The organism is Nesterenkonia sp. NBAIMH1 (assembly GCF_007922635.1).
GTDB lineage: Bacteria > Actinomycetota > Actinomycetes > Actinomycetales > Micrococcaceae > Nesterenkonia > Nesterenkonia pannonica.
The window spans coordinates 359,218-382,747 of record NZ_CP042335.1 but is presented as its reverse complement, the minus strand read 5'-3'; the positions used below and the strand labels follow the sequence as shown (position 1 = coordinate 382,747).

Annotated in this window: 26 protein-coding genes; 21 read left to right on the top strand and 5 right to left on the bottom strand. The window is 68.4% G+C overall.

Annotation, left to right across the window (positions count from 1 at the left end):
- Positions 1 to 19 precede the first annotated feature (19 nt).
- From FS388_RS01760 to csrA, 16 genes are all read left to right on the top strand, one after another.
- Positions 20 to 1,105 carry a flagellar hook-length control protein FliK gene (locus FS388_RS01760; protein WP_146339123.1) on the top strand — a complete coding sequence of 362 codons (1,086 nt, stop codon included), beginning with the start codon at positions 20 to 22 and terminating at the stop codon, positions 1,103 to 1,105.
- A 14-nt stretch (positions 1,106 to 1,119) separates the two neighbouring features.
- The gene (locus tag FS388_RS01755) at positions 1,120 to 1,620 is read left to right on the top strand and encodes a flagellar hook assembly protein FlgD (protein WP_246836264.1); all 501 of its coding nucleotides are present in this window, start codon (positions 1,120 to 1,122) and stop codon (positions 1,618 to 1,620) included.
- Between the two features lie 58 nt (positions 1,621 to 1,678).
- Complete coding sequence (locus FS388_RS01750; protein WP_146339121.1) at positions 1,679 to 2,821, top strand: flagellar hook protein FlgE; 1,143 nt, start codon at positions 1,679 to 1,681, stop codon at positions 2,819 to 2,821.
- 69 nt (positions 2,822 to 2,890) lie between these two features.
- Positions 2,891 to 3,118 carry a flagellar FlbD family protein gene (locus FS388_RS01745; RefSeq protein ID WP_146339119.1) on the top strand — a complete coding sequence of 76 codons (228 nt, stop codon included), beginning with the start codon at positions 2,891 to 2,893 and terminating at the stop codon, positions 3,116 to 3,118.
- A complete protein-coding gene (locus FS388_RS01740; RefSeq protein WP_146339118.1) occupies positions 3,118 to 3,915 on the top strand; it encodes a motility protein A in 798 nt (265 codons plus the stop codon). Before FS388_RS01745 ends, FS388_RS01740 begins: the two co-directional genes overlap by 1 nt.
- Entirely contained in the window at positions 3,915 to 4,805 is an 891-nt protein-coding gene (locus tag FS388_RS01735) for a flagellar motor protein MotB (RefSeq protein ID WP_146339116.1), read from the top strand. Before FS388_RS01740 ends, FS388_RS01735 begins: the two co-directional genes overlap by 1 nt.
- 48 nt (positions 4,806 to 4,853) lie before the next feature.
- Positions 4,854 to 5,771: a flagellar motor switch protein FliM gene (locus FS388_RS01730; protein ID WP_246836263.1), complete on the top strand. Its 918-nt coding sequence runs from the start codon at positions 4,854 to 4,856 to the stop codon at positions 5,769 to 5,771.
- Between the two features lie 7 nt (positions 5,772 to 5,778).
- Positions 5,779 to 6,522, top strand: a complete 744-nt coding sequence (fliN, locus tag FS388_RS01725; protein WP_146339112.1) for a flagellar motor switch protein FliN — start codon at positions 5,779 to 5,781, stop codon at positions 6,520 to 6,522.
- A complete protein-coding gene (locus FS388_RS01720) occupies positions 6,500 to 7,024 on the top strand; it encodes a flagellar biosynthetic protein FliO (protein WP_146339110.1) in 525 nt (174 codons plus the stop codon). The genes fliN and FS388_RS01720 overlap by 23 nt, the downstream gene beginning before the upstream one ends.
- Positions 7,021 to 7,737: a flagellar type III secretion system pore protein FliP gene (gene fliP / locus FS388_RS01715; protein ID WP_146339108.1), complete on the top strand. Its 717-nt coding sequence runs from the start codon at positions 7,021 to 7,023 to the stop codon at positions 7,735 to 7,737. The genes FS388_RS01720 and fliP overlap by 4 nt, the downstream gene beginning before the upstream one ends.
- Before the next feature lie 8 nt (positions 7,738 to 7,745).
- On the top strand, positions 7,746 to 8,018 hold the full coding sequence (locus FS388_RS01710; RefSeq protein WP_146339106.1) for a flagellar biosynthetic protein FliQ: 273 nt from the start codon (positions 7,746 to 7,748) through the stop codon (positions 8,016 to 8,018).
- Between the two features lie 18 nt (positions 8,019 to 8,036).
- Positions 8,037 to 8,795, top strand: coding sequence for a flagellar biosynthetic protein FliR (locus tag FS388_RS01705; protein WP_146339104.1), 759 nt, complete (start codon positions 8,037 to 8,039; stop codon positions 8,793 to 8,795).
- On the top strand, positions 8,795 to 9,892 hold the full coding sequence (locus tag FS388_RS01700) for a flagellar biosynthesis protein FlhB (RefSeq protein ID WP_246836262.1): 1,098 nt from the start codon (positions 8,795 to 8,797) through the stop codon (positions 9,890 to 9,892). The genes FS388_RS01705 and FS388_RS01700 overlap by 1 nt, the downstream gene beginning before the upstream one ends.
- Positions 9,893 to 9,945: 53 nt before the next feature.
- A complete protein-coding gene (locus tag FS388_RS01695) occupies positions 9,946 to 11,943 on the top strand; it encodes a flagellar biosynthesis protein FlhA (protein WP_256369569.1) in 1,998 nt (665 codons plus the stop codon).
- The gene (locus tag FS388_RS01690; protein WP_146339100.1) at positions 11,918 to 12,826 is read left to right on the top strand and encodes a hypothetical protein; all 909 of its coding nucleotides are present in this window, start codon (positions 11,918 to 11,920) and stop codon (positions 12,824 to 12,826) included. Before FS388_RS01695 ends, FS388_RS01690 begins: the two co-directional genes overlap by 26 nt.
- 76 nt (positions 12,827 to 12,902) lie before the next feature.
- Positions 12,903 to 13,235: a carbon storage regulator CsrA gene (gene csrA, locus FS388_RS13315; protein ID WP_146339098.1), complete on the top strand. Its 333-nt coding sequence runs from the start codon at positions 12,903 to 12,905 to the stop codon at positions 13,233 to 13,235.
- On the opposite strand, the gene rpe is transcribed toward csrA, so the two are convergent.
- A complete protein-coding gene (gene rpe, locus FS388_RS01680) occupies positions 13,232 to 13,897 on the bottom strand; it encodes a ribulose-phosphate 3-epimerase (protein ID WP_146339096.1) in 666 nt (221 codons plus the stop codon). The genes csrA and rpe overlap by 4 nt on opposite strands.
- Positions 13,898 to 14,045: 148 nt before the next feature.
- On the opposite strand from rpe, the gene FS388_RS01675 reads away from it, so the two are divergent.
- Positions 14,046 to 14,747, top strand: a complete 702-nt coding sequence (locus tag FS388_RS01675) for a DUF6318 family protein (RefSeq protein ID WP_146339094.1) — start codon at positions 14,046 to 14,048, stop codon at positions 14,745 to 14,747.
- Between the two features lie 16 nt (positions 14,748 to 14,763).
- Here FS388_RS01675 and FS388_RS01670 read toward each other — a convergent pair whose 3' ends face one another.
- The 3 genes from FS388_RS01670 to FS388_RS01660 are packed head-to-tail and all read right to left on the bottom strand — an operon-like array spanning position 14,764 to position 18,280.
- Positions 14,764 to 16,473: an LCP family protein gene (locus FS388_RS01670; RefSeq protein ID WP_146339092.1), complete on the bottom strand. Its 1,710-nt coding sequence runs from the start codon at positions 16,471 to 16,473 to the stop codon at positions 14,764 to 14,766.
- Complete coding sequence (purE, locus tag FS388_RS01665; RefSeq protein WP_146339090.1) at positions 16,470 to 17,048, bottom strand: 5-(carboxyamino)imidazole ribonucleotide mutase; 579 nt, start codon at positions 17,046 to 17,048, stop codon at positions 16,470 to 16,472. Before purE ends, FS388_RS01670 begins: the two co-directional genes overlap by 4 nt.
- Positions 17,045 to 18,280: a 5-(carboxyamino)imidazole ribonucleotide synthase gene (locus tag FS388_RS01660; RefSeq protein WP_146339088.1), complete on the bottom strand. Its 1,236-nt coding sequence runs from the start codon at positions 18,278 to 18,280 to the stop codon at positions 17,045 to 17,047. Before FS388_RS01660 ends, purE begins: the two co-directional genes overlap by 4 nt.
- A gap of 67 nt (positions 18,281 to 18,347) precedes the next feature.
- Between FS388_RS01660 and fmt the strand changes: the two genes are divergently transcribed.
- The 4 genes from fmt (at position 18,348) to FS388_RS01640 (ending at position 22,699) form a co-directional block, all read left to right on the top strand.
- On the top strand, positions 18,348 to 19,310 hold the full coding sequence (gene fmt / locus FS388_RS01655) for a methionyl-tRNA formyltransferase (RefSeq protein ID WP_146339086.1): 963 nt from the start codon (positions 18,348 to 18,350) through the stop codon (positions 19,308 to 19,310).
- On the top strand, positions 19,303 to 20,832 hold the full coding sequence (locus tag FS388_RS01650) for an RsmB/NOP family class I SAM-dependent RNA methyltransferase (protein WP_146339084.1): 1,530 nt from the start codon (positions 19,303 to 19,305) through the stop codon (positions 20,830 to 20,832). The genes fmt and FS388_RS01650 overlap by 8 nt, the downstream gene beginning before the upstream one ends.
- 83 nt (positions 20,833 to 20,915) lie before the next feature.
- Positions 20,916 to 22,169, top strand: coding sequence for a mannose-6-phosphate isomerase, class I (manA, locus tag FS388_RS01645; RefSeq protein WP_146339082.1), 1,254 nt, complete (start codon positions 20,916 to 20,918; stop codon positions 22,167 to 22,169).
- Positions 22,166 to 22,699 carry a GtrA family protein gene (locus tag FS388_RS01640; RefSeq protein WP_146339080.1) on the top strand — a complete coding sequence of 178 codons (534 nt, stop codon included), beginning with the start codon at positions 22,166 to 22,168 and terminating at the stop codon, positions 22,697 to 22,699. Before manA ends, FS388_RS01640 begins: the two co-directional genes overlap by 4 nt.
- A 23-nt stretch (positions 22,700 to 22,722) precedes the next feature.
- Here FS388_RS01640 and FS388_RS01635 read toward each other — a convergent pair whose 3' ends face one another.
- Positions 22,723 to 23,421: a TIGR03089 family protein gene (locus FS388_RS01635; protein ID WP_146339078.1), complete on the bottom strand. Its 699-nt coding sequence runs from the start codon at positions 23,419 to 23,421 to the stop codon at positions 22,723 to 22,725.
- Positions 23,422 to 23,530 lie beyond the last annotated feature (109 nt).

Here is a 23,530-nt window from a genome sequence, read left to right as displayed (position 1 = left end):
GGGCGATGAGCGGCTTCAGGTGCCGGACTCAGCAGAGAAGCGGGCCGAGGCTCCTCCCAGTGCGGAGCTCCTGCATCCTGCGCACCGTGATGAGCCGCCGGAGCGCCCAGAGGAGACTCACCCCACGTCGCGCACGCCGGCTCTCCCCGACACTGCGGCTTCCTCAGACGGGCCGCCGACGCGCGATCCCTACGTCGACACCCAGGGCCTCGCTCTGCCTGACACACCGGCAGGAGACGCCCAGGGCGGTGAAGGCGAGCAGTCAGGCGCTGACACTGAAGCTCAGGCCACGGATGAAGGCGCGATCGATGCATCCGAGGTGATGGCTGCCACGCCCCATGAGAGCTCTGAGACGCCGGATGTGACGGCTGAGACGCTGCCCAGCACGGTCCCTGCTCAGGAGCATGACGCCGTTCCGCAGCCCAGCCCCAGGGGAGCGGATGCCTCGGCCTCCTCCCCGCCGCAGAGCGGCGCCGCACCAGGGCAGAGCACTGCAGTTCAGGCCACAGCTGTTCAGACCACGGTCGTGCACTCAGCCGCCGGCCCGTCGGCGAGCGGGGCGGCGCCGACCACGGCCCAGCCGCTCAATGCCCAGCTCGGCGTCCCCGTTTCCCAGGCAGTCACCCAGATCGTTGCGGCGGGCGGGGGCGAGCGGGTTCTGACGATCACGGTGGCCCCCGAGGGCCTCGGTCCGGTGACGGTACGCGCTCATCTGACGCCCGAGGGGATGAGGATCGAACTGTTCTCCCCCCAGGAACAGGGCCGGGACGCGCTGCGCGGCATCGTGGCCGATCTGCGCCGAGATCTGGCAGGCCTAGGAGTGAGCACAGGCACCTCCCAGGTGAGCGTCTCGGACCAGGAGGCCCCGGCCTCTCAGCCCTCGACGCACCTGGGGCAGCACTCCCGCGCGGCCGATCAGCAGCTGCTGGACGCCCAGCAGCAGAGCCGTCAGCAGTTCGGCGAGCACGCCCGCGACGGCGCCTCCGCCGAGGCGGACACGCCCCAGGCCGGACCCGCTGCGGCGGCCGACGCGGAGCAGGGCGAGCCTCCACTGCCCGACAGCCGAACCCACTACATCCCCGGCAGCCTGGATCTGCTGGCCTGAGAGAAGGAGAGAACATGCCGGATGCCATTGCTCCGCCAGCCTCACCGGGCATCGACCCTGCGCTGATCGACGATGCCATGCGGGCCGGGCGCGGCTCCGCAGCGCCGCCTCGCGAGCTGAAGCAGCAGATGGACGGTGAGGTCTTCATGCACCTGCTCGTCACCCAGCTGGCCAACCAGGACCCCTCCTCTCCGATGGACACCAACGACATGATCGCGCAGACCACGCAGCTGGCCTCCATGGAGCAGCTGACCCAGATGGGCACCACCATGAGCGGCATGGCCGAGGTTCAGCACCAGCTGCTGTCCATGGATCAGCGGGCCGCGGCCTCATCGCTGCTGGGCCAGGTCGTGACCACCGCCGACGGGCCCGACGGCGAGGAGCCGATCACCGGCGTCGTCACCGGCATCTCGTTCGACGGAGGGGAGCCGATGGTCGCCGTCGACGGCCGCGCCGTTGCCTATTCCACCATCGCAGCAGTCGCCGCACCTCCTGCTGAGGAGGACCGGACCTGACGCTGATGCCCTCCTCCGCCCACACCTCTGACATCCATTCCCTCGAAAGGCTGCACCCATGCTCCGCTCCATGAACTCCGGCATCTCCGGACTCCGCTCCCACCAGGCCATGCTCGACGTGACCGGCAACAACATCTCCAACGTCAACACCACCGGCTACAAGGCTCAGTCCACCCAGTTCCAGGACACCCTCAGCCAGATCACCCAGGGCGCGGCAGGAGGCGGCGCCCAGGTGGGCGGACAGAACCCCGCACAGATCGGCCTGGGGGTCCAGGTGGCCGGCACCAATACGAACTTCACCCAAGGGGCGGCGCAGCGAACCGATGTCGCCACCGACATGATGATCTCCGGCGACGGCTTCTTCGTGCTCAACAAGGGCGGCGAACAGATCCTCACCCGCTCCGGCTCCTTCAGCTTCGACAACCAGGGCCGCCTCACCAGCCCCGACGGAGGGATCGTGCAGGGGCGAATGGCAGAGAACGGCCAGCTGCCTGCCGGAGGTGCACTGCAGGACATCGTCCTGCCGCCGAACATGGCGGTGGGCGGAACGGCGACCACCGTCGCCCAGGTCCAGGGCAACCTCCCCTCCGATGCCGCTGTGGGCGAGACCCGCACCCTGGACCGTGAGGTCTTCACCGACGACGGCACCAGCCAGAACCTCTCGCTGACCTTCACCCGCACCGCAGGCGGCTGGGACGTGGCGGGATCGCTCGGCGGAGCGAACGCTGCAGGCACCCTCGACGGCGGACTCACTGTGGGCGGCGTGGCCGTGGATCTCACTGCCGTGACCACCTTCGCCGGCGTCGACAGCGCCTCGATCTCCTCGCAGAACGGCTCCGCCGCCGGAGTGCTGCAGTCCTACACGATGGGTCCCGACGGCACGCTCACGGGACGTTTCTCCAACGGCGCCTCCATCGACATCGCCCAGATCGTCCTGGGCCAGGTGGACAACCCCGAGGGGCTGCAGAAGGTCGGAAACTCCGGCTACGCCCTGACCGCGAACTCCGGCGGAGTCAACTTCGCAGCCCCCGGCACCGGCGGGGTCGGCAGCCTGGTGGGAGGTGCGCTGGAGATGTCCAATGTGGACCTCTCGCAGGAGTTCACCAACCTGATCGTCGCCCAGCGCGGCTTCCAGGCGAACGCGCGCATCATCACCACCTCGGACGAGGTGCTGCAGGAGCTGGCGAACATCAAACGATGACCTCAGCGGTGCGGCGCTAACCGCAGGCATGGTGCGCGCCGACAGTGGCACCTGAAAGGGGGCCTCACCATGATCGTTGTGACTCGGCTCAACCGCAGCAGATTTGCGGTGAACCCGGACCTGGTAGAGCGCATTGAGGAGCACCCCGACACGGTGCTGCTGATGGTCAATGGCGAGCGGTACGTGGTGACCGAATCCATGAAGGACGTGATCCGGCTCGTCGTCGAGCACCGTGCCGCAGTGGTCGCCGTGGCCGCAGCCGTCTCCGCCGGTGCAGGTTCCGAAGGGGCCGCCTGATGGATCCGGCGACCATCATCGGCATCATCATCGCCTTCGCCGCGATGTTCGCGATGCTTATGCTCGAGGGCGCCAGCCCGTTCTCCATCCTGCTGCCCTCGCCGATGATCTTCGTGTTCGGCGCGACCATCGCCGTGGCCGTCGCCTCCGGCACCATGAAGGACCTGGGCATGTGCGCCCGAGGTATCCCGAAGGCCCTGCTGGGCCGCAAGCCGTCGGTGGCCAGTCGGATCGACGCTCTGGTGGAGCTGGCAGGCGTAGCCCGCAGCGAAGGGTTCCTGGCTCTGGAGCCCTACGCCCAGGAGGAGGAGGACCGCTTCTTCTCGGCGGGGCTGCAGTCTTTGGCCGACGGCGTCGACGGCGAGGCGCTGCGCCAGCAGCTCGAGGACGACATCGACACCAAAGCCGCAGAGGACAAGGTGCCGGCGAAGTTCTACACCACTATGGGCGCCTACGCCCCGACGATCGGCGTGATCGGCACCGTCGTCGCCCTCACCCAAGCCCTGGAGAATCTCTCAGAGCCTGAGCAGCTGGGCTCGATGATCGCCGCGGCCTTCGTGGCGACGCTGTGGGGGCTGGTGTCCTCGAACCTGATGTGGCTTCCCATCGGGGCCCGCCTGGGCCGGCTCTCCGAACTGGAGGTCCAGGAGATGAACGTGACGATGGAGGGTCTGCTGGCGATCCAGGAGGGCAGCCAGCCGCTGCTGCTGGAGGAGCGGCTGAGGTCTTTGGTGCCCAGCAGCGAACTGGCGCCCAAACGGGCTGAGCGTGCGCCCGCGGAGGGGGAGCCTGCCTGATGGCGGGGGAGGGAAGCGCGATCCGCAGCGGAAGCCCCAAGCGGACGCGCACACGTCGCAGGGCTGAGGAGGCGCGGGACAACCCGGACCGCTGGATGGCATCGTACATGGATGTCGTCACGGTGCTGATGTGCCTGTTCATCGTCCTCTATGCCATGTCGACCGTGGACGAGGAGCGGTACGAAGCCCTGCGCCTGTCCTTGGCCACAGGATTCGGACGCGAGGAGTCCGACCTGGTGGAGGACTCCGGGCTTCTCATCTCGGAGGAGCTCGCCGGCGATCACGACACGACCATCTTCGACGACGTCGAGGACTCTGACGAGTTCGAAGACGACCTCATGCTTGCGCAGCAGGAGTACGACGATCTCATGGAGCTCAAGAGGCAGCTGCGCAGCCGACTGCTCGACGCCGGCCACGAGGAGAGCGTGGAGTTCACCCTGGATGAGCAGGGCCTGCACGTGCATCTCATCGGCGCCGAGACCTTCTTCGATCCCTACGAGTCGAAGCTCAGCGCAGACGGAGCCGAGATCATGGGCATCATCGCCCCGGTCATCGCCCCCACCGAGAGGTTCTTCGAGGTGGGCGGCCATGCCGATCAGCGCCAGCCGCTGCACACCTACGCGACCAACTGGGAGCTGTCCTCCGCCCGGGCGACCTCGGCCCTGCGGGAGCTGGTGGAGGAGGGAGAGGTCAACCCCACCCGCATCGTCTCTGTGGGCTACGGACATGAGCACCCCATCAGCGACGACCTGTGGCGCAACCGCCGCGTCGACGTCAGCATCCTCTCCGACCAGCCGGACCGTGTGCGCGAGCTGCTGCCGCAGATCCGCGACGCCGCCCAGGCCGGGGAGGAGCTGGACCTGGGGTCTCTGCTCGAGGCGTCCAACTGATCGGCCGCTCCGCTAACGGGGCGAAGTCCGCCGCCGATGGTAGCCCGTGTGAACTCTCCGCTCAGTGAGAAGACCGGCGCTGTGCGCAGTCCCGAGGAGGTGCAGGCCGGCCGCCCTCCGGCTCTGTACGACTTTCGTCGACCCACGACGCTGACCCGCGAGCACTCCAGGACCCTTGAGCTTGCCTTCGAGACGTTCGCGCGCCAATGGGGAACCCAGCTCACCGCTCGCGTGCGCGTCCTCTCATCTGTGACCCATCACGGGGTGGAGATGAAGACCTACGACGACTATGTGGCCTCTCTGCCGCCGACCACGGCGATGGTCCTCTGCGGCGTCGAGCGCTCCGACGCGAGCGCCGTGGTCCAGTTCCCTGCGGCCGGGGCGCTGAACTGGGTCTCCCACATCCTCGGCTCGCCCAGGGCCTACCGCGCCGAGGAGCGCAAGTTCACGCGCATCGAGCACACGCTCATCAGCACCCTGGTCTCCGAGACGCTGGAGGATCTGCACTACTCCCTCGGCGGACTGCTGCAGGGGCAGATCACCGTGGAGACCGTGCACTACAACGCACAGTTCGCGCAGGCCGCGGCGAAGTCGGAGCTCATGGTGACCGCAGGATTCACCGTGCAGGTCGGTGACCAGTCGGTCCAGGCCTCGCTGGCGCTGCCCGCCGAGGCGGTCCTGCCTCAGCTCTGCGACGAGTCGGAGGTCGAGCCTGAGGAGCAGGTCAGGGGGCGCATGGGCGGTCACCTCGTGCATGTGCCCATGGACCTCGCACTGGCCCTGACCGAGACGCCGGTGACCTCCGAGCAGATCCTGAACCTGGTGGAGGGCGACGTCCTCCGACTGACGCATGCCGCCCACCGGCCTCTTCACCTGACCGCCGACGGCCAGCGCGTCGGAACCGCCGCAGCTGGAAAGCAGTCGGGCCGCATCGCGGCCGTCGTGGCATCCCGAGAAGAAAGCTGACCCCCGCATGACCAAGTTCGACCTCCTGAACGACACCGCCTCGGCCGTCGCCCAGGCTCTGCCCACACGCTCCGGCGTGAGCGCGGAGCCGGCGGCCGGCTCCCGCAGCGCCGCCGAGCTCACCGGTGCAGGGTCGGTGGCCGTCACCACCCTGGTGGGGGCCGTGTCGGCCGATCTCGCAATCCACCTGGACCCGGCAGCCATCGGCGGCTCCGAGCAGCTGGACCCTCAGCTCGTCTCCCTCGACGACGTCCTGCGTCCGGCATTCGAAGCAGCCGCCGCCGTGCTGGGCACCGGAGTCCTCTCAGCCGCTGACTCCTCCGCTGCACGCACTCTGCTGGAGGACGAGTCCGCTGAGCTCTTCGTGCTTCAGGACGGCAGCCGGGCGGTCGGCTGGTACGCGGTGCGGGTCAGAGACAGCGAGCGGGCCGGCGGCGGCGAGCGCAGCCTTCCCTCTGTTGGGCCGGCTGGGGCCGATGTCGGCAGCGTCGGCGATGTGACCTCGCGGCTGTCCCGTCTGCACAACGTGCACATGGGGCTGACGGTGGAGATCGGCCGGACCCGGGTCTCGGTGCGCGACGTGCTGGACCTCGAGCCGGGGGCGGTCATCGAACTGGACCGCAACGCCGGTGCCCCGGCGGACGTGCGGCTCAACGGGCGCCTCATCGCACAGGGCGAGGTCGTCGTGATGGACCAGGACTACGGGGTGCGGATCACACGGATCCTCGATGCCGCGGAGGGCTCAGCCTGAGGTGGACGAGCTTTTCCTGTTCCTGCGCGTCACCGTTGCGCTTGGCGCTGTCCTCGCCCTGATCTGGTTCGTCGGGCGACGGTACTACCGCAGCGGACGCGGGGCAGGATCCCGGCGTCTGATCGCCGTGGTGGACCGACAGGGCCTGGCAGCCAAAGCCGCCGTCGCGGTCGTCGATGTCGGAGGAACCCGGTATGTGCTGGGAGTCTCCGAGCAGTCGGTGAGCCTGCTGGACAGCTACGCGGCCGATTCGGAGAGCACCGCTGCGCCCGAGCCCGAGGCTGCGGACCCAGGTGACCACACGGCTCCGCCGCCCAGCGCCGTCGACTTCCAGGCGGAGCTCGCCCGGGCCAACCCGCACACCGTGCTCGATCTCACCCCCGCCACCATCAGCTCGGCCCAGCCCCTGGAGCCTGGAGCATCGCGGCTGCACGGAAGCGTCTTCGCTCCCAGCACGTGGCGCCAGGCGGCTGAGGCCCTGCGACGGGTGCGGAGCCGTTGAGCGCTCCCGGGCTGACTGTCAGCGTGGCGAACCTGCTGCATGGAATTCCCCTGGGCATCTCCATCGACGTCAACGGACCTGACGGTGAGCCGAACTCCGCAGTGCTGCTGCTCATCGCGGTCACGCTGCTCTCCGTGGCACCGGCACTGCTGCTGATGATGAGCAGCTTCACCAAGATCTTTGTGGTCCTGGCTCTCACCCGCAACGCGCTCTCGACGCCTATGATCCCGCCGAATCAGGTGCTCGCCGGGCTTGCGCTGTTCCTGTCCATGTTCATCATGGCGCCGGTGCTGACGGAGATCAATGAGGTGGCGATCGGGCCCTACACGGACGGATCCATCGACTTCCAGGAGGCGCTCGACGCCGGCGCCGAACCGCTGCGCGGATTCATGGTCGCGTTCACCCGCGAGGAGGACATCGCACTGATGCACCGGGCCGCGGACATCGACAATCCCACCAGCCCGGAGGCCGTGCCGCTGACGACCCTGGTCCCCGCCTTCATGCTCTCCGAGCTCCGGGCGGCCTTCATCATCGGGTTCGTCATCTTCATCCCATTCCTCATCATCGACCTCGTCGTCGCCTCCGCCCTGATGTCGATGGGCATGATGATGCTTCCCCCGGTGATGATCTCGCTGCCCTTCAAGATCCTGCTGTTCGTCCTCGTGGACGGATGGGGACTGATCGTGACCGCCCTCGTCGGAAGCTACACCTAGGAGCCCGCATGGATACCAACGCAGTGCTCGACATCGGCTTGGCCGGGCTGCTTACAGCGGCCACCGTGGCGGCGCCAGTACTGCTGACGTCGCTGCTGGTCGGCTTCGCCATCAGCCTCTTCCAGTCGATGACCCAGATCCAGGAGGTCACTCTCACGTTCGTTCCCAAGGCTCTGGCCGTCGGCGTCGCCCTGCTGGTCTCCGGCCACTGGATGATCACCGAGCTCATTGAGTTCACGCACCTGCTCTTCGACCGGCTGCCCTCGCTGCTGTCGAGCTGAGAGACCCGGACGCCTGCCATGGAGATCGAACTGCCCCTGCAGTGGCTGGAGGCCGCCCTGCTGGTCGCGGTGCGGATCACCGCGTTCATCGTGATCGCACCGCCCTTCAGCCACGGCAGCATCCCCATGCGCGTGCGCGGGGCCATGGGGGCCACGCTGGCCCTGGCGGTCACGCCCCGTGCGATCGACGACTACGTGCCGATGCAGACGTGGCAGTACGCGGCAGCCATCGTCCAGGAGATCATCTCGGGAGCCGCGCTGGGCTTTCTGGTCTTCCTGATGTTCGCCGCGGTGCAGACCGCCGGAGGCTTCATCGACCTCATGGGCGGCTTCTCGCTGGGCATGATGTTCGACCCGGCCACGGGAGTCAACGGCGCTCAGTTCCAGCAGCTCTTCTACATCGCAGCCCTGGCGCTGATGGTCTCCTCCGAGGCGTACATGATGATCATGGCCGGGATCTTCAGGTCCTTCGACGCCCTGCCGCTGGGAGCGGCTGTGAGCTCCTCCGGGCTGGGGCAGAGCCTGGCCGTCGGGGTGGGGCAGATGTTCCTCTCCGCCCTGGAGATCGCCGGGCCTCTGCTGCTGGTCCTGTTCCTGGCCGATGCCGGCCTGGGCCTGCTGACCCGTGTGGCACCGGCGCTCAATGTGCTGACGATCGGCTTCCCGCTGAAGATCTTCATCACCATCGCGCTGGCGGGCACCGTCTTCGTGGTCCTCCCGGCAGCCGTCAACAGCCTGGTGACTCAGGGCATCGACCTGTTCCGAGGAGTGATCTGATGAGCGAGCCGGCAGGGGAGCGCACAGAGAAGGCCACTCCGAAGCGCCAGAAGGAGAACCGGGAGAAGGGACGCCTCTCGCGCTCCCAGGACCTGACCGCGTGGGTGGGCATCGGTGCGGCAGCAGCGACCATGCCCCTGGTGCTGATGGCGGCGTGGGAAGCCGGCCAGGTTCAGCTGGGAACGGTCGTGCAGATCACGCGCAGCCCCGAGCCGGAGATCGCCCTGATCCTTCTGGGTGAGGCGCTGCGGTCGGTGCTGCTGGTCCTGTGGCCGCTGATGCTGGCCACTCTCGTGGGCGTCTTCGCCGCCGCGGCCCTGCAGGGGGGAGTCCGCTTCAAGAAGTTCGCCCTGAAGGGGGAGCACCTTCAGCCCGTCAATGGGCTCAAGCGCGTCTTCGGCATGCAGGCCGTGTGGCAGGGCGCGAAGGCTCTGCTGAAGACAGCAGCCGTGGGACTGATGATCTACGCGGTGGTGCAGACGCTCGTCCCCGAGCTGCTGACCGCCGGCTCCATGTCTCTGGACTCGCTGCTGGCATCCGCCGCCGCCGGTGTCACCATGCTGCTGGGAGCCTCCATCCTGGCCGGCGTGGGACTGGCGGTCATCGACATCGTCGTGGTGCAGAAGCGCAACCGCAAGCACACCATGATGACCCGCCAGGAGGTCAAGGATGAGACCAAGAAGACGGACGGGGACCCCCTGATCAGGCAGCAGCGGCGCTCCCGCCAGATGGACCTCAGCCGCAACCGCATGATTGCTGCCGTCGCCGACGCCGACGTGGTGCTGGCAAACCCGACCCATGTGGCGGTCGCGCTGCAGTACAGGGAGGGTGAGGCCGCCCCCAAGGTCGTGGCCAAGGGCGCGGAACTCCTCGCTGCCCGCATCCGAGAGGAGGCGGTCGAGCGTGGGGTTCCCATCGTCAGGGACGTGCCCCTGGCCCGTGCGCTGCACGCCGAATGCCGGCTCGGGCAGGAGGTGCCGGTGGAGCACTTCACCCAGGTGGCCCGCGTGCTGGCGTTCGTCATGGCTCTGAAGCGCCGCGGCGCCCACGCAGGAGTGCACACCATCCCCGATCCCGCGCAAGGAGGAACCCTGTGAGGCTCAGCGCCTTCCCCAAGCTGGCTGTCCCGCTGGGCGTGGTGTTCATCGCCATGCTCCTCGTCGTCCCCATACCGGCGCCCGTCCTGGACGTGCTGATCGTGATCAACATCATCGGCGCCATCCTGGTGCTGATGACCACCATGTTCGCCAAGAAGCCGCTTGACTTCTCCGTCTTTCCCTCGCTGCTGCTGGTGATGACGCTGCTGCGCCTGGGCATCAACGTCGCCTCCACCCGCCTGGTGCTCGGCAACGGGTACGCAGGGGAGGTCATCGGAGCCTTCGGGCAGATCACTGTGGGCGGCAGCCTCATCGTCGGATTCGTCATCTTCCTGATCCTCATCGTCATCCAGTTCGTCGTGGTGACCAAGGGCGCGGAGCGTGTGGCGGAGGTCGGCGCGCGATTCACCCTGGATGCCATGCCGGGCAAGCAGATGGCCATCGACGCCGACCTCAACGCCGGGCTGATCACCGACAAGGAAGCGCGCCGACGCCGTGAGGAGATCGCAGCCGAGGCGGACTTCTACGGAGCGATGGACGGCTCATCGAAGTTCGTCAAGGGCGACGCGATCGCCGGGATCGTCATCACCCTCATCAACCTGGTCGGCGGAATCGCCATCGGCATGATCGTCAACCAGATGTCCGCCGCGGACGCCCTGAACACCTATGCACTGCTGACGGTGGGTGACGGGCTCGCCACGCAGATCCCCGCACTGCTGATGGCTGTCTCAACGGGAATGATCGTCACCCGTGCCAACTCCGAGAGCGACCTGGGGTCCACCGCCCACCGGCAGCTGACCCAGTCACAGGCTGCTCTGCTTGTGGCAGGGGTGGCAGCGATGGTGATGGGGCTGATCGCAGGGATGCCGGCCGCGCCGTTCATGGCTGTGGGGGCCGTCCTCATCGCAGCCGCCTGGTGGATGCGCCGCCAGGACGAGAAGGAGGCCATGGCCGCGGCACGCGCCGCCGACGATGAGGCAGCCCTGGTGCCCGAGGAGACCACGGCAGATCTCATCGAGCAGATGAAAGTCCACAGCCTCGAGATCCAACTGGCCCCCGACACCGTGGACATCGTCGGCGGAGGCGGAGACGACCTTCTGACCCGCGTGAAGGCGCTGCGCAGGCGCCTCGCGCTCGAGATGGGCATCCTGGTGCCGCCGGTCCGCACCCGCGATTCGGTGGACCTCCCGCCGTCGGGCTACGCCGTCCGGCTCGCCGGGGTGGAGGCAGGGCGGGGAACCATCCCCCGCGGCAAGGTGCTCGCCCTGGGCGACAACCTGGAGAGCCTGCCCGGGGAGTCGCTGATGGAGCCTGTCTTCGGGCTGCAGGGCAAATGGGTCCCCGCGGAGCTGCGCCACAACGCAGAGCGCACCGGGGCGATGACCATCGACCGCACCTCCGTGGTCGTCACACACCTGTCCACCCTGATCCAGCGTCACGCCTCGCGCCTGCTCACCCGAGAGGACGTGCGTGTGCTCACCGATGCCCTGAAGGAGGCCAACCCTGCCGCAGTGGAGGAGCTCACCCCGCAGCCCCTTTCCCTGGCCGAGATCCAGAGGGTCCTGCAGGGGCTGCTCGAGGAGCAGGTGAGCATCAACGATCTGCAGCGCATCTATGAGGCCCTGGCCCTGCAGGCGAAGTCCTCCGCCGAGCCGGAGAAGCTCATCGAAGCGGCGCGCTCCGCCCTGGGACCAGCGATCGGGGACAGGTATTCGGAGGGCGGCAGACTGCGCGTGATCATGCTGGATCCCACGCTTGAGCAGTCGATGCTCGAGGGCCTGCGGCCCGCGGAGGGCGGAACCCAGATCGTTCTCGATCCGTCCCGGATCGAGGCGGTGCACACCTCAGTCAGGGACACGGTGGCGCAGATCGAGGCTCGTGGGCAGTCTGCGGTGCTGGTCTGCGCGCCTGCCCTGCGCCCCTCGGTGCGCAGACTGGTCTCCCCCCAGGCCGGCGGGCTGCCCGTGCTGTCATATCAGGAGGCTTCGGCAGTGGGGGCCGACATCGAAACGGTGGGAGTGATTCGTGGAACCGAACAGATACCGTCTTAGGGGCCCCTCGCTCGCCCAGCTGGGCGCGGAGGCGATCCGCACCTACGGGCCCGATGCGCGGATCGTCTCATCAACACGAATCAGTGCAGGCGGCTGGGGGCGCCTGATGGGCCGCGTCTACTACGAGGCTGAGGTCGAGGTGGCCCAGGCGCCCGAAGCGGCAAACGATCTGCAGGGCCTGCCGCAGAGCGTGAAGCCGTCGGCGCAGGGCAGCGCCGACACTGCTGCGGACGTCGTGCTCATCCGGCCCGAGGCCGTCGACGCCGCCCGGGACCCAGCTCTGCAGACGCCGTCGGAGCGGCTCAGAGCGCGCGGCAGACTGGAGTCGGCGGAGGCCTCGGACGAGCATTTCAGCCGCATGATGGATGATCTGTGGAGAGCCTTGAATGAGCCCGCAGGGACCCCCGGTCCCGACGCTGGCGGTCCGCCGCGTGCGCCGAAGGTGCTTCGCGACGCGGGTGCGCTCGTGGTGGTCGCGGGGATGCACGGCGACGCGGCGGCGGCGCTCCAGACTCTCGATGCCGACGGCAGCGCCCGTGTCTGGGATCCGTCACGGCTCCGCGGCCAGCCCCTGCACGCTCAGCGGCGTGAGCTGCGCCAGGTTCGGGCTCAGGCCGTCACAGCCGACCTGCCGGTGATGGCGCCGGCCGAGCTTGAGTTTCCTCGCAGGGGGGTGCCCAGCCGTGCCGATGCTGCCGTGATCGAGGAGGCCGATCAGCTGTGGGCGGCCGTGGACCTTCGGCACAAGCCGGATGATGTCAGGGTCTGGCTGGCGGTGCTGGCTGAGCACCGCACAGTGGACGGGGTCGTGCTGCTGGCCGCGGAGCAGACCCTCACCCCCGACACGGGCCGCCAACTGGGCCTGCCGGTGCATCAGCCGTGAGCGCTGTGCTGAAGCCCCGGATCACTGAAGCCGTCACAGGACGCGCAGCAGGTGCCATCGCCGATAGGGTATTTCCATGCTGGTGCTGACGCGGAAGGTGGGGGAGCAGGTTGTCATCGGGGACGAGATCACCGTGACAGTCCTGGATGTGCGCAGGGACGGCATCAAGATCGGCATCGACGCGCCGCGCCACGTCAGGGTCCAGCGGCAGGAGCTGATTCTGGCCGTGGCCGACGAGAACCTCGACTCAGCTCGCAGCAGCCCCGAGGGCGAAGCGGCGCTGATCTCGCTGCTGGGCGCAGTCGCCTCCGCAGAGCCGCACGAGGTCGGCCGCGAGGACGAGCACGAAGGCCCCCCAGATCCGGACGGTGAGATTCCCGGGGCTGACCGGGAGCCTGAGTCCAGCTAGGACGACTCCGCCGCAGACGCTGCGAGACGGCGAAGCTGTGCGATGGCTTCCTCGGGGTCCTCAGCGGAGTACACGGCCGAGCCGGCCACAAAAGTGTCTGCGCCGGCCTCCGCCGCCCGCTCGATGGTTTCGGAGCTGACCCCACCGTCGATCTGGATCGCCACGCGGCTGCCCAGGTCATCAGCGGCCTGCCGTGCGCGGCGGATCTTCGGGAGCATGATGTCCAGGAACTTCTGGCCCCCGAACCCTGGTTCGACGGTCATCAGGAGCAGCATGTCCAGCTCGGAGAGCATGTCGAGGTAGGGCTCCACCGCCGTGGCCGGGCGCAGAGCCATCGCCGACTTGGAGCCCTGTGAGCGCAGCTGCCGGGCCAGACGGATCGGAGCCTTCGCCGCCTCGGCGTGGAAGGTGACCGACTCTGCGCCGAGCTCGGCATACTGCGGAGCCCACACATCGGCGTCCTCGATCATCAGGTGGATGTCGAGCGGCAGATCTGTGACCTTCCGAATGGCCTGAACGACGGGCAGGCCCAGCGTCAGGTTCGGCACAAAGTGGTTGTCCATGACATCCACATGCACCGCGTCGGCGCCGCGGATGCGCCCCAGCTCGGACTCCAGGTTGGCGAAGTCCGCGGACAGGATCGAAGGATGAATAGCCGTCATGCTCCGATCCTATGCGGGTCTGAGGGCCCGGAGCGCGTTTTCCACAGGAGCGGCCCAAGGTGCTCCCCACTGCACTCATCCTCGCTAGGCTCCTCCAGGCGAGCGGCCGGGAAGCGCTGCTCACGGCCTCTACTGAACGGAATTCCTCATGCGTCAGCGATCTCACGCTCACTGCGCCATCACCATTTCCATGATTGCCGCCGGCGGACTCACCGCGTGCTCGTACGAGTCGGCGGGCACTCCCGACAACCTCCCGTCCCAGGGGCAGGGGTCCCCATCGGCGGCACCGGAGGACAACGGCTCCGAAGATGCGGGCACGGACCCGGAGCCGGATGATGAGGACGGGAGCACTTCAGGCAGCGACGACGATGCGGCGTCTCTTCCGGCCGAATGGTCGGTCAACACCGACGAGGCCGTGCCGGAGGCGGCCCTTCACTGGTTCGAGACGCTGACGCAGGCTCGCATCACCGGTGACACCGAGAAGGTCTACCCCCTCATCCATGAGCTCTGCGAGCAGTGCACGAATGAGCTGGAGTCCATCGAGGCCCTGTATGCCGACGGCGGCCTCTACGAGGGCTACGATGCGCAGCTCGTTCAGGTGCAGACACACCGCGAAGCTGACGATCTCGTGTACCAGAAATACTGGGCCGACGTCTCCTCGTACGTTCTCAATGGGGACGGGGAGGAGGACACCACTGCGTTCACGAGCATCGGGCCGGAGACGGGCCTATGGATCTGGGCCTTCACGGACGAGCAATGGCGTCTGAGGGCCATGGTCCCGATGGACGTGAGCCTTATCTCGTCATATGACGATCTGCCCGCGCCGGAAGAGTTTGTCGGGGAGTGGTAGGTGCTCACCCTACGGATCAGCCGGCCGGCTCACATTCGTAGTTGCTGCTGGCCGCCTGCTCGAGAATCATCGTCTCGCCGCGATCCTGAGCGTCCATGAGGTATTCGGCGGTCAGCTCCGAGCCGTCCGGCTGGGTCGGCAGGCCCGTCTCCTCCGGCTCGGAGGCGGGCTCGTCGTCGGCCACGGCCGGGTCATCGTGCTCGGGCGTAGGCCCGGGCGGTTCGCCCTCCGGGTCCGCCGCGTCCTCGGGGGAATCCGGCTCGGTCCGATCCTCGTCCTCCTGCGCAGGCTCCTCCGCGTCGCTTTCGTCCGCATCGGCCTGCTCCTGGGCGATCAGCTCACCGACGCGGGAGTGGATGGCGTCGAAGTCAGGGTAGGTGGAGAAGAGGTCGCCGGCGCTGCCGAAGTCAGGAGCGCCCAGGGTCAGACGCTGCGGCGTGTGCTCCTGAGCGTCGGCGGCGAGGTCCACGAAGGATCCGAGCTGCGACTGGGGAACGTTGGTCTGGATCATGCTGTCGCCGGCCCGCATGATGTCGGTGAACCGGGTCAGCAGTGTTTGGGGGGTGAACTGGCCCACCATGGCCTGCTGGATGCACTGCTGGCGCTGGATGCGGTTGTAGTCGGAGCTGAACTCGCGCGATCTGGCGTAGGAGAGGGAGTCCTGGCCGTCGAGGGTGAGCGTCCCCGGCTCGAACCACACGTCGCCCCAGCTGCCGTCGGGGCGCTCGCCCCTGTAGGGGACGAATCCGCCGGATTCGATCGTGATGCCGCCCATGGCATCGATCAGCTCCTCGAAGCCGTCCATATCGACCATCACGTAGCCGTGCACGCCGAGGCCCAGGGTGCCGGATACGGCGTCCATCATGGCTTGGGCGCCCGGGTCATCGGCCTCCGGATAGAGCTCCGGATGGTCGTTGTGCACCTCGGGGTAGAGGAAGTTGATGATGCATTCGTTGCCGCAGCTGTATCCCTCGGGATACACCGCATTCATCGGGGAGTCCTCCGAGAACTGTGCGTTCTGGAAGTTCCGAGGGATTGAGAAGAGGATCGACTCGCCTGAGTCCTCATTGACGGAGACCACATGGATGGAGTCGGGGCGTATCGGCTGATCCCCTCGCTCCTCATCTCCGTCCGAGCCCATCAGCAGAAAGTTGTAGCGCCCGTCCTCTGCGGGCATCGCCGGGCCGCTGTCGAAGATGCCTGCGAGGGCCAGTCGCCCCTGGTGCACCATGGAGGCCCCGTAGGCCAGGCCCCCGGAGGTGAGGGCTGCCAGCAGCAGCAGCACAATGCCGACGATCCACCGAGGCCTGCTCTCCATACCTGCCAGACGGATCAGCCGCAGCGTGTCCAGCCAGAGCACCAACCACCCGGCAGCAAGTCCGGCCAGCAGAATGCTGGCCGCCCAGAGCACGAACGGCTGGGTCAGCGCGCTCAGCAGGGGGCCGCGCAGGAGCAGGAGCAGCAGCACGCCCAGCAGCGCGGTGAACCAGCAGCCGATGGTGACCGCCAGTGCGGCGCGGCCCAGTGTGCGCGAGCCTGCAGTGATCTGCGCTCCGCCCGGCAGAAACAGCGTGAGGCCGGTGAGAAGCACCGCGCGGCGCGTGCGCTCGGCCGGCGAGGCTGCTCGGGGATTCCGTACGACATCCTCCGTCCCGGAGAAGTCGTGGTAGGTGAGCGTCGGGGTCTCTGCGTGGCTCGGCCTCGGCGTGCGGGGGGTCGGACTCACTGCGCGGGCCCGGTCCCTGCGACGCCGTCGCGGGCTCGGTAGGCGGACAGCTCAGCGGCCTCTGCGCGCAGAGACTGGCCCTTTTCGTGGGCTGCCGCCGCCAGCTCAGTCTGGAAGCTGACCAGCTTCTCGCGCAGCTGCGCTGCAGCAGGCCCGTCTCCGGCGGCCAGGGTGCGCACCGCCAGGAGGCCGGCGTTGCGCGCTCCTGCGACGGATACGGTCGCCACGGGCACTCCGGCGGGCATCTGCACGATGCTCAGCAGGGAGTCCATCCCGTCCAGGTGCTTCAGCGGCACAGGGACTCCGATGACCGGCAGGGGAGTGACGGAGGCCAGCATCCCGGGCAGGTGGGCTGCTCCGCCTGCGCCGGCGATGATCACCCGCAGGCCGCGGCTGTGCGCCTGCCTGCCGTAGTCGATCATCTCGGAGGCCATGCGGTGAGCGGACACCACGTCGGCCTCGAAAGGGATGCCGAACTCGTCGAGCGCCTCAGCCGCGGCCCGCATCACTGGCCAGTCGGAGTCCGATCCCATCACGAGGCTGACCAGGGGGCCGCTGTCGGCGTACTCGCTCATGCTGGCCCCTCCACGAGTATTCCGGCCACTTCGGCTGCGGTCCTGCGGGCCCGTTCGAGTCGGGCGCGAGCTGTGTCGTAGTCCTCGTTGGGCTTGGTCGTCTGGGACAGGATGTTCACGTGACCGATCTTTCGCCCCGGCTTGGGGTCTTTGCCGTACAGGTGGATCTTCGAGTGGGGGGAGCGCTGCATCGCGGCGGGAAGCGCAGCGTGGAGGCTGGGGTTCGCTCCGCCGAGCAGGTTCTTCATGACCACGTGACCGCCGGCGCCGCCGGTCACGTCCGTCGCACCCAGCGGCAGGCCGAGGACCGCGCGGAGGTGCTGCTCGAACTGGCTGGTGGCTGAGCCGTCCATGGTCCAGTGCCCGGAGTTGTGGGGGCGCATCGCGAGCTCGTTGACGTAGATGCCCGGCGGGGTCGCGTCGGTTCCGCCGGTCTCGGCCACTTCGAACAGCTCCACGGCAAGCATGCCGGTGACGCCGAGCCTGTCAGCGACGGCGCGCGCGATGCGCTCCGCCTCTGCCAGGTGGGCGGGGGATGTGCGCGGCGCCGGGGCCACCACTTCGTCGCACACTCCGTTGGTCTGGGTCGACTCCACGACGGGGTAGGGAGCGACGGCGCCGTCCCGCGTTCGGGCGATCTGGGCGGAGAGCTCCCTGGTGAACGGGACCTTCTGCTCCGCCAGCAGGCCGGCACCCTCCCGCTGGGCCCGGGCGAACCACTCTGCGGCGTCCTGCACCGAGTCGGCGTCGCGGATGATCATCACGCCTTTGCCGTCGTAGCCGCCGCGAGGCGTCTTCAGCACCACCGGCCAGCCGATTGCCCGGCTGAAGGACACCAGATCCTCTGCGGCGCGGACCTCGGCCCACCTCGGATTCGGCAGACCCAGATCGTCGATGGCCCGGCGCATGGCCAGCTTGTCCTGCGCGTACACCAATGCGGCGGGGGTGGGGTTGAGCGTTCGCCCCTGGTCCTCGAGAGCAGCCAGCACCTCGGCGGGCACATGCTCATGGTCGAAGGTGACGGCATCGCACCCTTCCGCAAACGCGGTCACATCGGCCACGCTTCGGTAGTCGCCGACGGTGGTCCGGGGTATCGCCTGCGCGGCGGAGGCGGAGGCGGAGCCGGCCAGCAGCCTCAGCTCGATCCCAAGCTCCACTGCGGCGGATGCCATCATCCGGGCCAGCTGGCCATCGCCGAGCACGCCCACGACGGGAACAGAAGTCTCACTCACAGTCCCCCATTATGCGCGTCGAAGGCAAGGACCCCACACCCGCAACGCCCGTAGGATGGATGCCGACATGAGCATCATCTTTGCAGGCACCCCGCCCATTGCCGCCGACTGTCTGCGCGGCCTCCTCGCGGCCGGTCCGGAGAAGCTCGGCGGTGAGATCACTGCGGTGCTCACTCGGCCCGACGCCCCCGTGGGCCGGAAGCGCACCCTCACCCCCTCCCCGGTGGCCCAGGCCGCGGAGGAGGCCGGTCTGCCTGTCATCAAGGCAGACAGGGTCGATCAGGAGGTCGCCGGGCGGCTCAGGGAGCACAGCCCCCGCCTGGGCATCGTGGTCGCATACGGGGCCCTGCTTCCGCAGCATGCACTCGATGTGCCGGAGCGCGGGTGGGTGAACCTGCATTACTCCTCCCTCCCCAAGTACCGGGGTGCGGCGCCCGTGCAGCACGCGATCCTCAACGGGGAGGCCGCGACCGCGGCGACCATCTTCCAGCTCGAAGCAGGCATGGACACAGGACCGGTCCACGCCGCCGCCGAGCACCCGATCGAAGAGGGCGTCAGCGCAGGCGAGCTGCTCCAGGCCCTCACCGCCCTCGGCACTCAGATGCTCATCGGACTCAGCCCTCAGCTGCTGGCCGGTGCGTCCGCCCCGTCGCCGCAGCGCGGGGAGCCCAGCTTCGCCCCGAAGCTCACCCGTGACGATGCATACATCGACCCTGCCGCAGCTGCCGAGGCGGTCATGCACCGCATCAACGCCACGGTCCCTGAGCCGGGAGCCTGGACCTGGCTCGGCGACCAGCGGCTCAAGCTCGGGCCCGTACGCCGCTTTCACGGCCAGCTGCCCAGCACCGCCGCGCCGGGGCAGGCGCTCTCCGCCGTCGCAGAGGGAGAAGGCCATGTGCCCGTGCTGGTCACCGGGGAGGGCGGGGTCGTGCTCACTGCGGTCCAGCCCGCCGGGAAGAGGATGACACCTGCGGCTGACTGGCTCCGCGGCCAGCAGCAGACGCCGATACTGGGAGGCCACCATGAGTGAGAAGTCCAATGATCAGGGCCCGCGCCGCAGCGCGTCGGGCCGACAGCGCTCCCGCGGCGCCGGAGATCAGCCCCGCCGGTACTCCAAGGCGGCGCCCTCCCAGCGCACCCGCCGCGCGGACCCCGCCCGTCTGGCCGCCTTCCGCACCGTCACCGCCGTCAGCCGCGACGACGCCTACGCCAACCTGGTGCTCCCGGAGCAGATCCGCCGCGCCAAGCTCGACAAGCGCGACGCAGGGTTCGCCACCGAACTCACCTACGGCACACTTCGTGCCGCAGGCACATACGACCGGATCATTGGTCGCTGCATCGATCGGAGGATCGCCGACCTCGACGCACCGGTGCTCGACGCACTGCGCCTGGGAGCCCACCAGCTGCTCGCGATGCGCACCGATGACCACGCCGCAGTCAACGAGACGGTCAGCCTCGTCCGCGATCAGATCGGCGCCGGCCCCGGCGGCTTCGCCAACGCTGTGCTGCGCCGCATCTCCCAGAAGTCCCTGGAGGGGTGGATCGTCGAGCTGACCGCGGACGCCGACCCCACCGACGCCCTCGCAGTGCGCTACGCACACCCTGCATGGGTGGTGCGGGCCCTTCGCCAGTCCCTCAGGCTCCACGGGCGCGCGGACGAGCTCGAGGCTCTCCTCGAGGCCGACAACGCCGCTCCCGAAGTCCACCTCGTGGGTCTGCCGGGCCTCGCCGACGAAGCCGGGCAGGCGGCCCTCGCCTCAGCGGTGGAGGCCGGCGCCGCCCCCAGCCGACTCATCGACGGCGCAGCCGTGCACCACGGCGGCGACGTCGGACGCCTCCCCGGTGTGCGCGACGGGGCCCTGCGCGTCCAGGACATCGGCTCCCAGTGGATAGCTCAGGCCCTTGCCGAGCCTGCGGTGCAGATGGGGGAGCGCTGGCTCGACCTCTGCGCAGGCCCCGGCGGCAAAGCGGCGCTTCTCGCCGCGCTCGCCGCCCAGTACGAGGTGACCCTGCTGGCGAACGAGCCGGCCCCGCACCGAGCCGAACTGGTGGCCAAGGCGCTCGCCTCCATCGACGAGCCCGCCTGGGAGATCCGCACCGGCGACGGCCGCACGATCAGAGAGACCGAGCAGACCTTCGACCGCATCCTCATCGACGCCCCATGCACCGGGCTGGGAGCGCTGCGACGGCGCCCCGAGGCGCGCTGGCGGCGCCAGCCCAAGGATCTCGCCGATCTGACGGTCCTGCAGGCAGATCTCATCGACGCGGCCGTCGAAGTGCTCGAGCCGGAGGGACTGTTGGCCTACGCCACCTGCTCGCCGCACCATGCCGAGACGCTTCTGCAGGTGGAGGATGCGCTGAAGCGCCACCCCCAGCTGACTCTGCTCGATGCCCACGAGCCGATGCGCGGCGTAGCTCGTCCGGACGGTCGGCAGCTGCTCACTGCAGGCCCGCCTCTCGAGGGAACCGCCGCAAGGACCGTCCAACTCTGGCCGCATATCCACGGAACGGACGCCATGTTCTTCGCACTGCTGCAGAAGCAGCCTGAGTGATCCCTGCCACGCTCGGGGAGATTACGGGCATTTCCCCGGACTGAGGGGCATCGGCGCTGATATGGTCTTGCGCTGTGTTCAGGATGACCAATCCCTTCCGCGAGTACGCCTGGGGATCCACTGCAGCGTTCAGCCGCCTCTTCGGCTGGGATGTCGCCCCAAACCCTCAGGCCGAGATGTGGATGGGGGCGCACCCCACGGGAGCATCTCTCGTCGAGATCGGCCCCGGCGAGACTCTGGCCCTCGACGCGCTCCTCGCCCAGCGCCCGGAGCTTCTGGGTGCGTCCGGGCAGCGCTTCGGAGAGCTGCCGTTCCTCATGAAGGTGCTGAGCGCATCGAAGCCCCTGTCCATTCAGGTCCATCCCACCGCGGATCAGGCCAAGGCCGGCTTCGAGGCCGAAGAGGCGGAGGGCATCCCCCTGGAGAGTCGCGTCCGCTGCTACCCGGACGTCCACCACAAGCCCGAACTCATCGTGGCCCTCACCGACTTCGCCGCCCTGAGCGGCTTCCGACGGCACACGGAGGCAGCGTCTGAGCTCAGCAGCGTGCAGGCGCTCGCCGAGGAGCGGGGGCACGGCGGTCCAGCCCTGCGTGAGGTGCTCAGCACGGTCCAGGACCAGCTGGAGCGTCAGGACTACGCGGCGGCCCTCGAGTACATCCTCGCCTCCGGTCAGAAGCAGTCGGCCGAGGCTGCGCGGGCTCTGCACGCCCTGGTTCAGGAGACTGAGACCGCGCCGGATCGTCTCGGATCGGCCGCTTGGGACACGCTCACCCGGATCACCGAGCACTTCCCCGGCGATCCCGGGATCTTTGTGGCGATGCTTCTGAACAGGGTCGACCTCCGGCCGGGGGAGGCCATCTTCCTTCCCGCTGGGAATCTTCACGCATACCTGGGCGGCGCCGGTGTGGAAGTGATGGCCAACTCCGACAATGTGCTGCGCGGCGGTCTGACGTCGAAGCACATCGACGCCCGGGCCCTCATCGATGTCGCCGACACCCAGGTGCTCGATGCCCCCGGCTGCGCTCCTGAGCTGGTCACCCGCGGCGAGCTCGCCTACCGGCCTCCCTTCGAGGAGTTCGCGCTGACCCGTTTCTCGGTGGAGGCCCACGGAGACGTGAAGAGCCGTCGGCTCGTCGACGCGCCCGGCATCCTTCTGTGCACCGGAGGCAAGCTGACGGTGCTGGCGGATCCGGCGGGCGAGGGGCCGGCTCATGTGACGCTGGGACCCGGTGAGTCCGTCTTCCTGGCCCCAGGTGAGGCGATCCGCTTCGGAGGCGACATCGGGACGACGGCCTATCTGGCCTCCGCACCCGACGCTGTACAGGCTGGCCGATGAGGCCGCTGCACCTGCGGGTGGGCGATCTGATCGCTCGGATCTGGCGCGAGGTCGCCAAGTTCGGGGCGGTGGGCGCCGCGGCATTCGTCATTGACACCGTCATCTTCGTGTGGCTCATCGCGGGGCCCATGGATGATTCGCATGTGAAGGCCAAGGCCATCGCTGTGGCCGTTGCGACGCTGTTCTCCTGGCTCGGGAACCGCTACTGGACGTTCCGGCACCGCAGGACCAGGACCAAGACCCGCGAACTGGTGATGTTCCTGCTGATGAACCTCATCGGACTGGCCATTCAGTCCGGGTGCGTCGCCATCAGCTTCTACATCCTCGGGCTGACCTCTCCGGAGGCTTCGTTCGTCTCGGGCTCCATCATCGGCATGGGGCTGGCCATGGTCTTCAGGTTCGTGGCCTACAAGTTCTGGGTCTTCACGGGCGACGCCGATGCGGCGGAATCCGCTGCCCGGACGGGCTCCGTGGAGGCGCCCCACGCCATCAGCGACGCGGACATCCTCGGCCCGACCCCCGAGGACTGACCCCGGCACAGGACCCTGCCGGATCACGCGCCGGAGAGGCCCTCCTGGCGAAGCATCTGCTGCCAGGCGTCGCCCTCTTGGCTGCCCTGGAACAGCACGACGGTTCCTCCTCCGGCCAGCGTCGACACCATAGCTTCGGCTGCGGCGTCGTCCCACTGCGTGATCAGCAGCGACGAGGCTGATCCTGCCGAACCGGGGCAGAGGACCGGCTCCAGAGGCTGCACCAGCTGATCGGGGTGCTGACGCACCTCAGCTGAGATGTCCAGCGCCCACGCGGGCAGGGGCTCGCCGCCGGCCTCTTCGAAAGAGCTGTCCAAGAGTCCGAGGGAGACCCCTGCCAGCTCGTCGAACTCCGTTCCGCCTGCGATCCAGCTCTGCGGGTCAGAGGTCACCACCAGCTGCTCCGGGTCCGCCGCCGCGTCGCAGCGGACGGCCGCGGGCCCCAGCGCTCGGGCCGCGACATGGACTGCAGCGGCCTTCCAGTGCGGAGGCATGTCCACGATGAGATGAGTCTGAGGTGTGATCTCCCATTCCGAGGAGAGGAGGTTGATCAGCTTCACGGCCCAGTTGGCGAGAACACGGCCGGAGAGTTCGACGCGTTCGCCCGAGTCGCCGTCGTACCAGACGGCTGCCGGGCGGGGTGAGGCGCTGAGCCGGTCCAGAAGGTCGGAGTAGGTGCGGCTGGGCTCTTCAGGGGAGCTGTCGAGGGTGAGGGAAGCCATGCGTCTCAGTGTAGTGACCGCAGATCATCGCGCAGCCGGGATGGAGTCCGGGCGCAGACACGCCGGGGCCACTTGACGGCGAAGTGCTTACGCCCGTGTAATTAAGCGC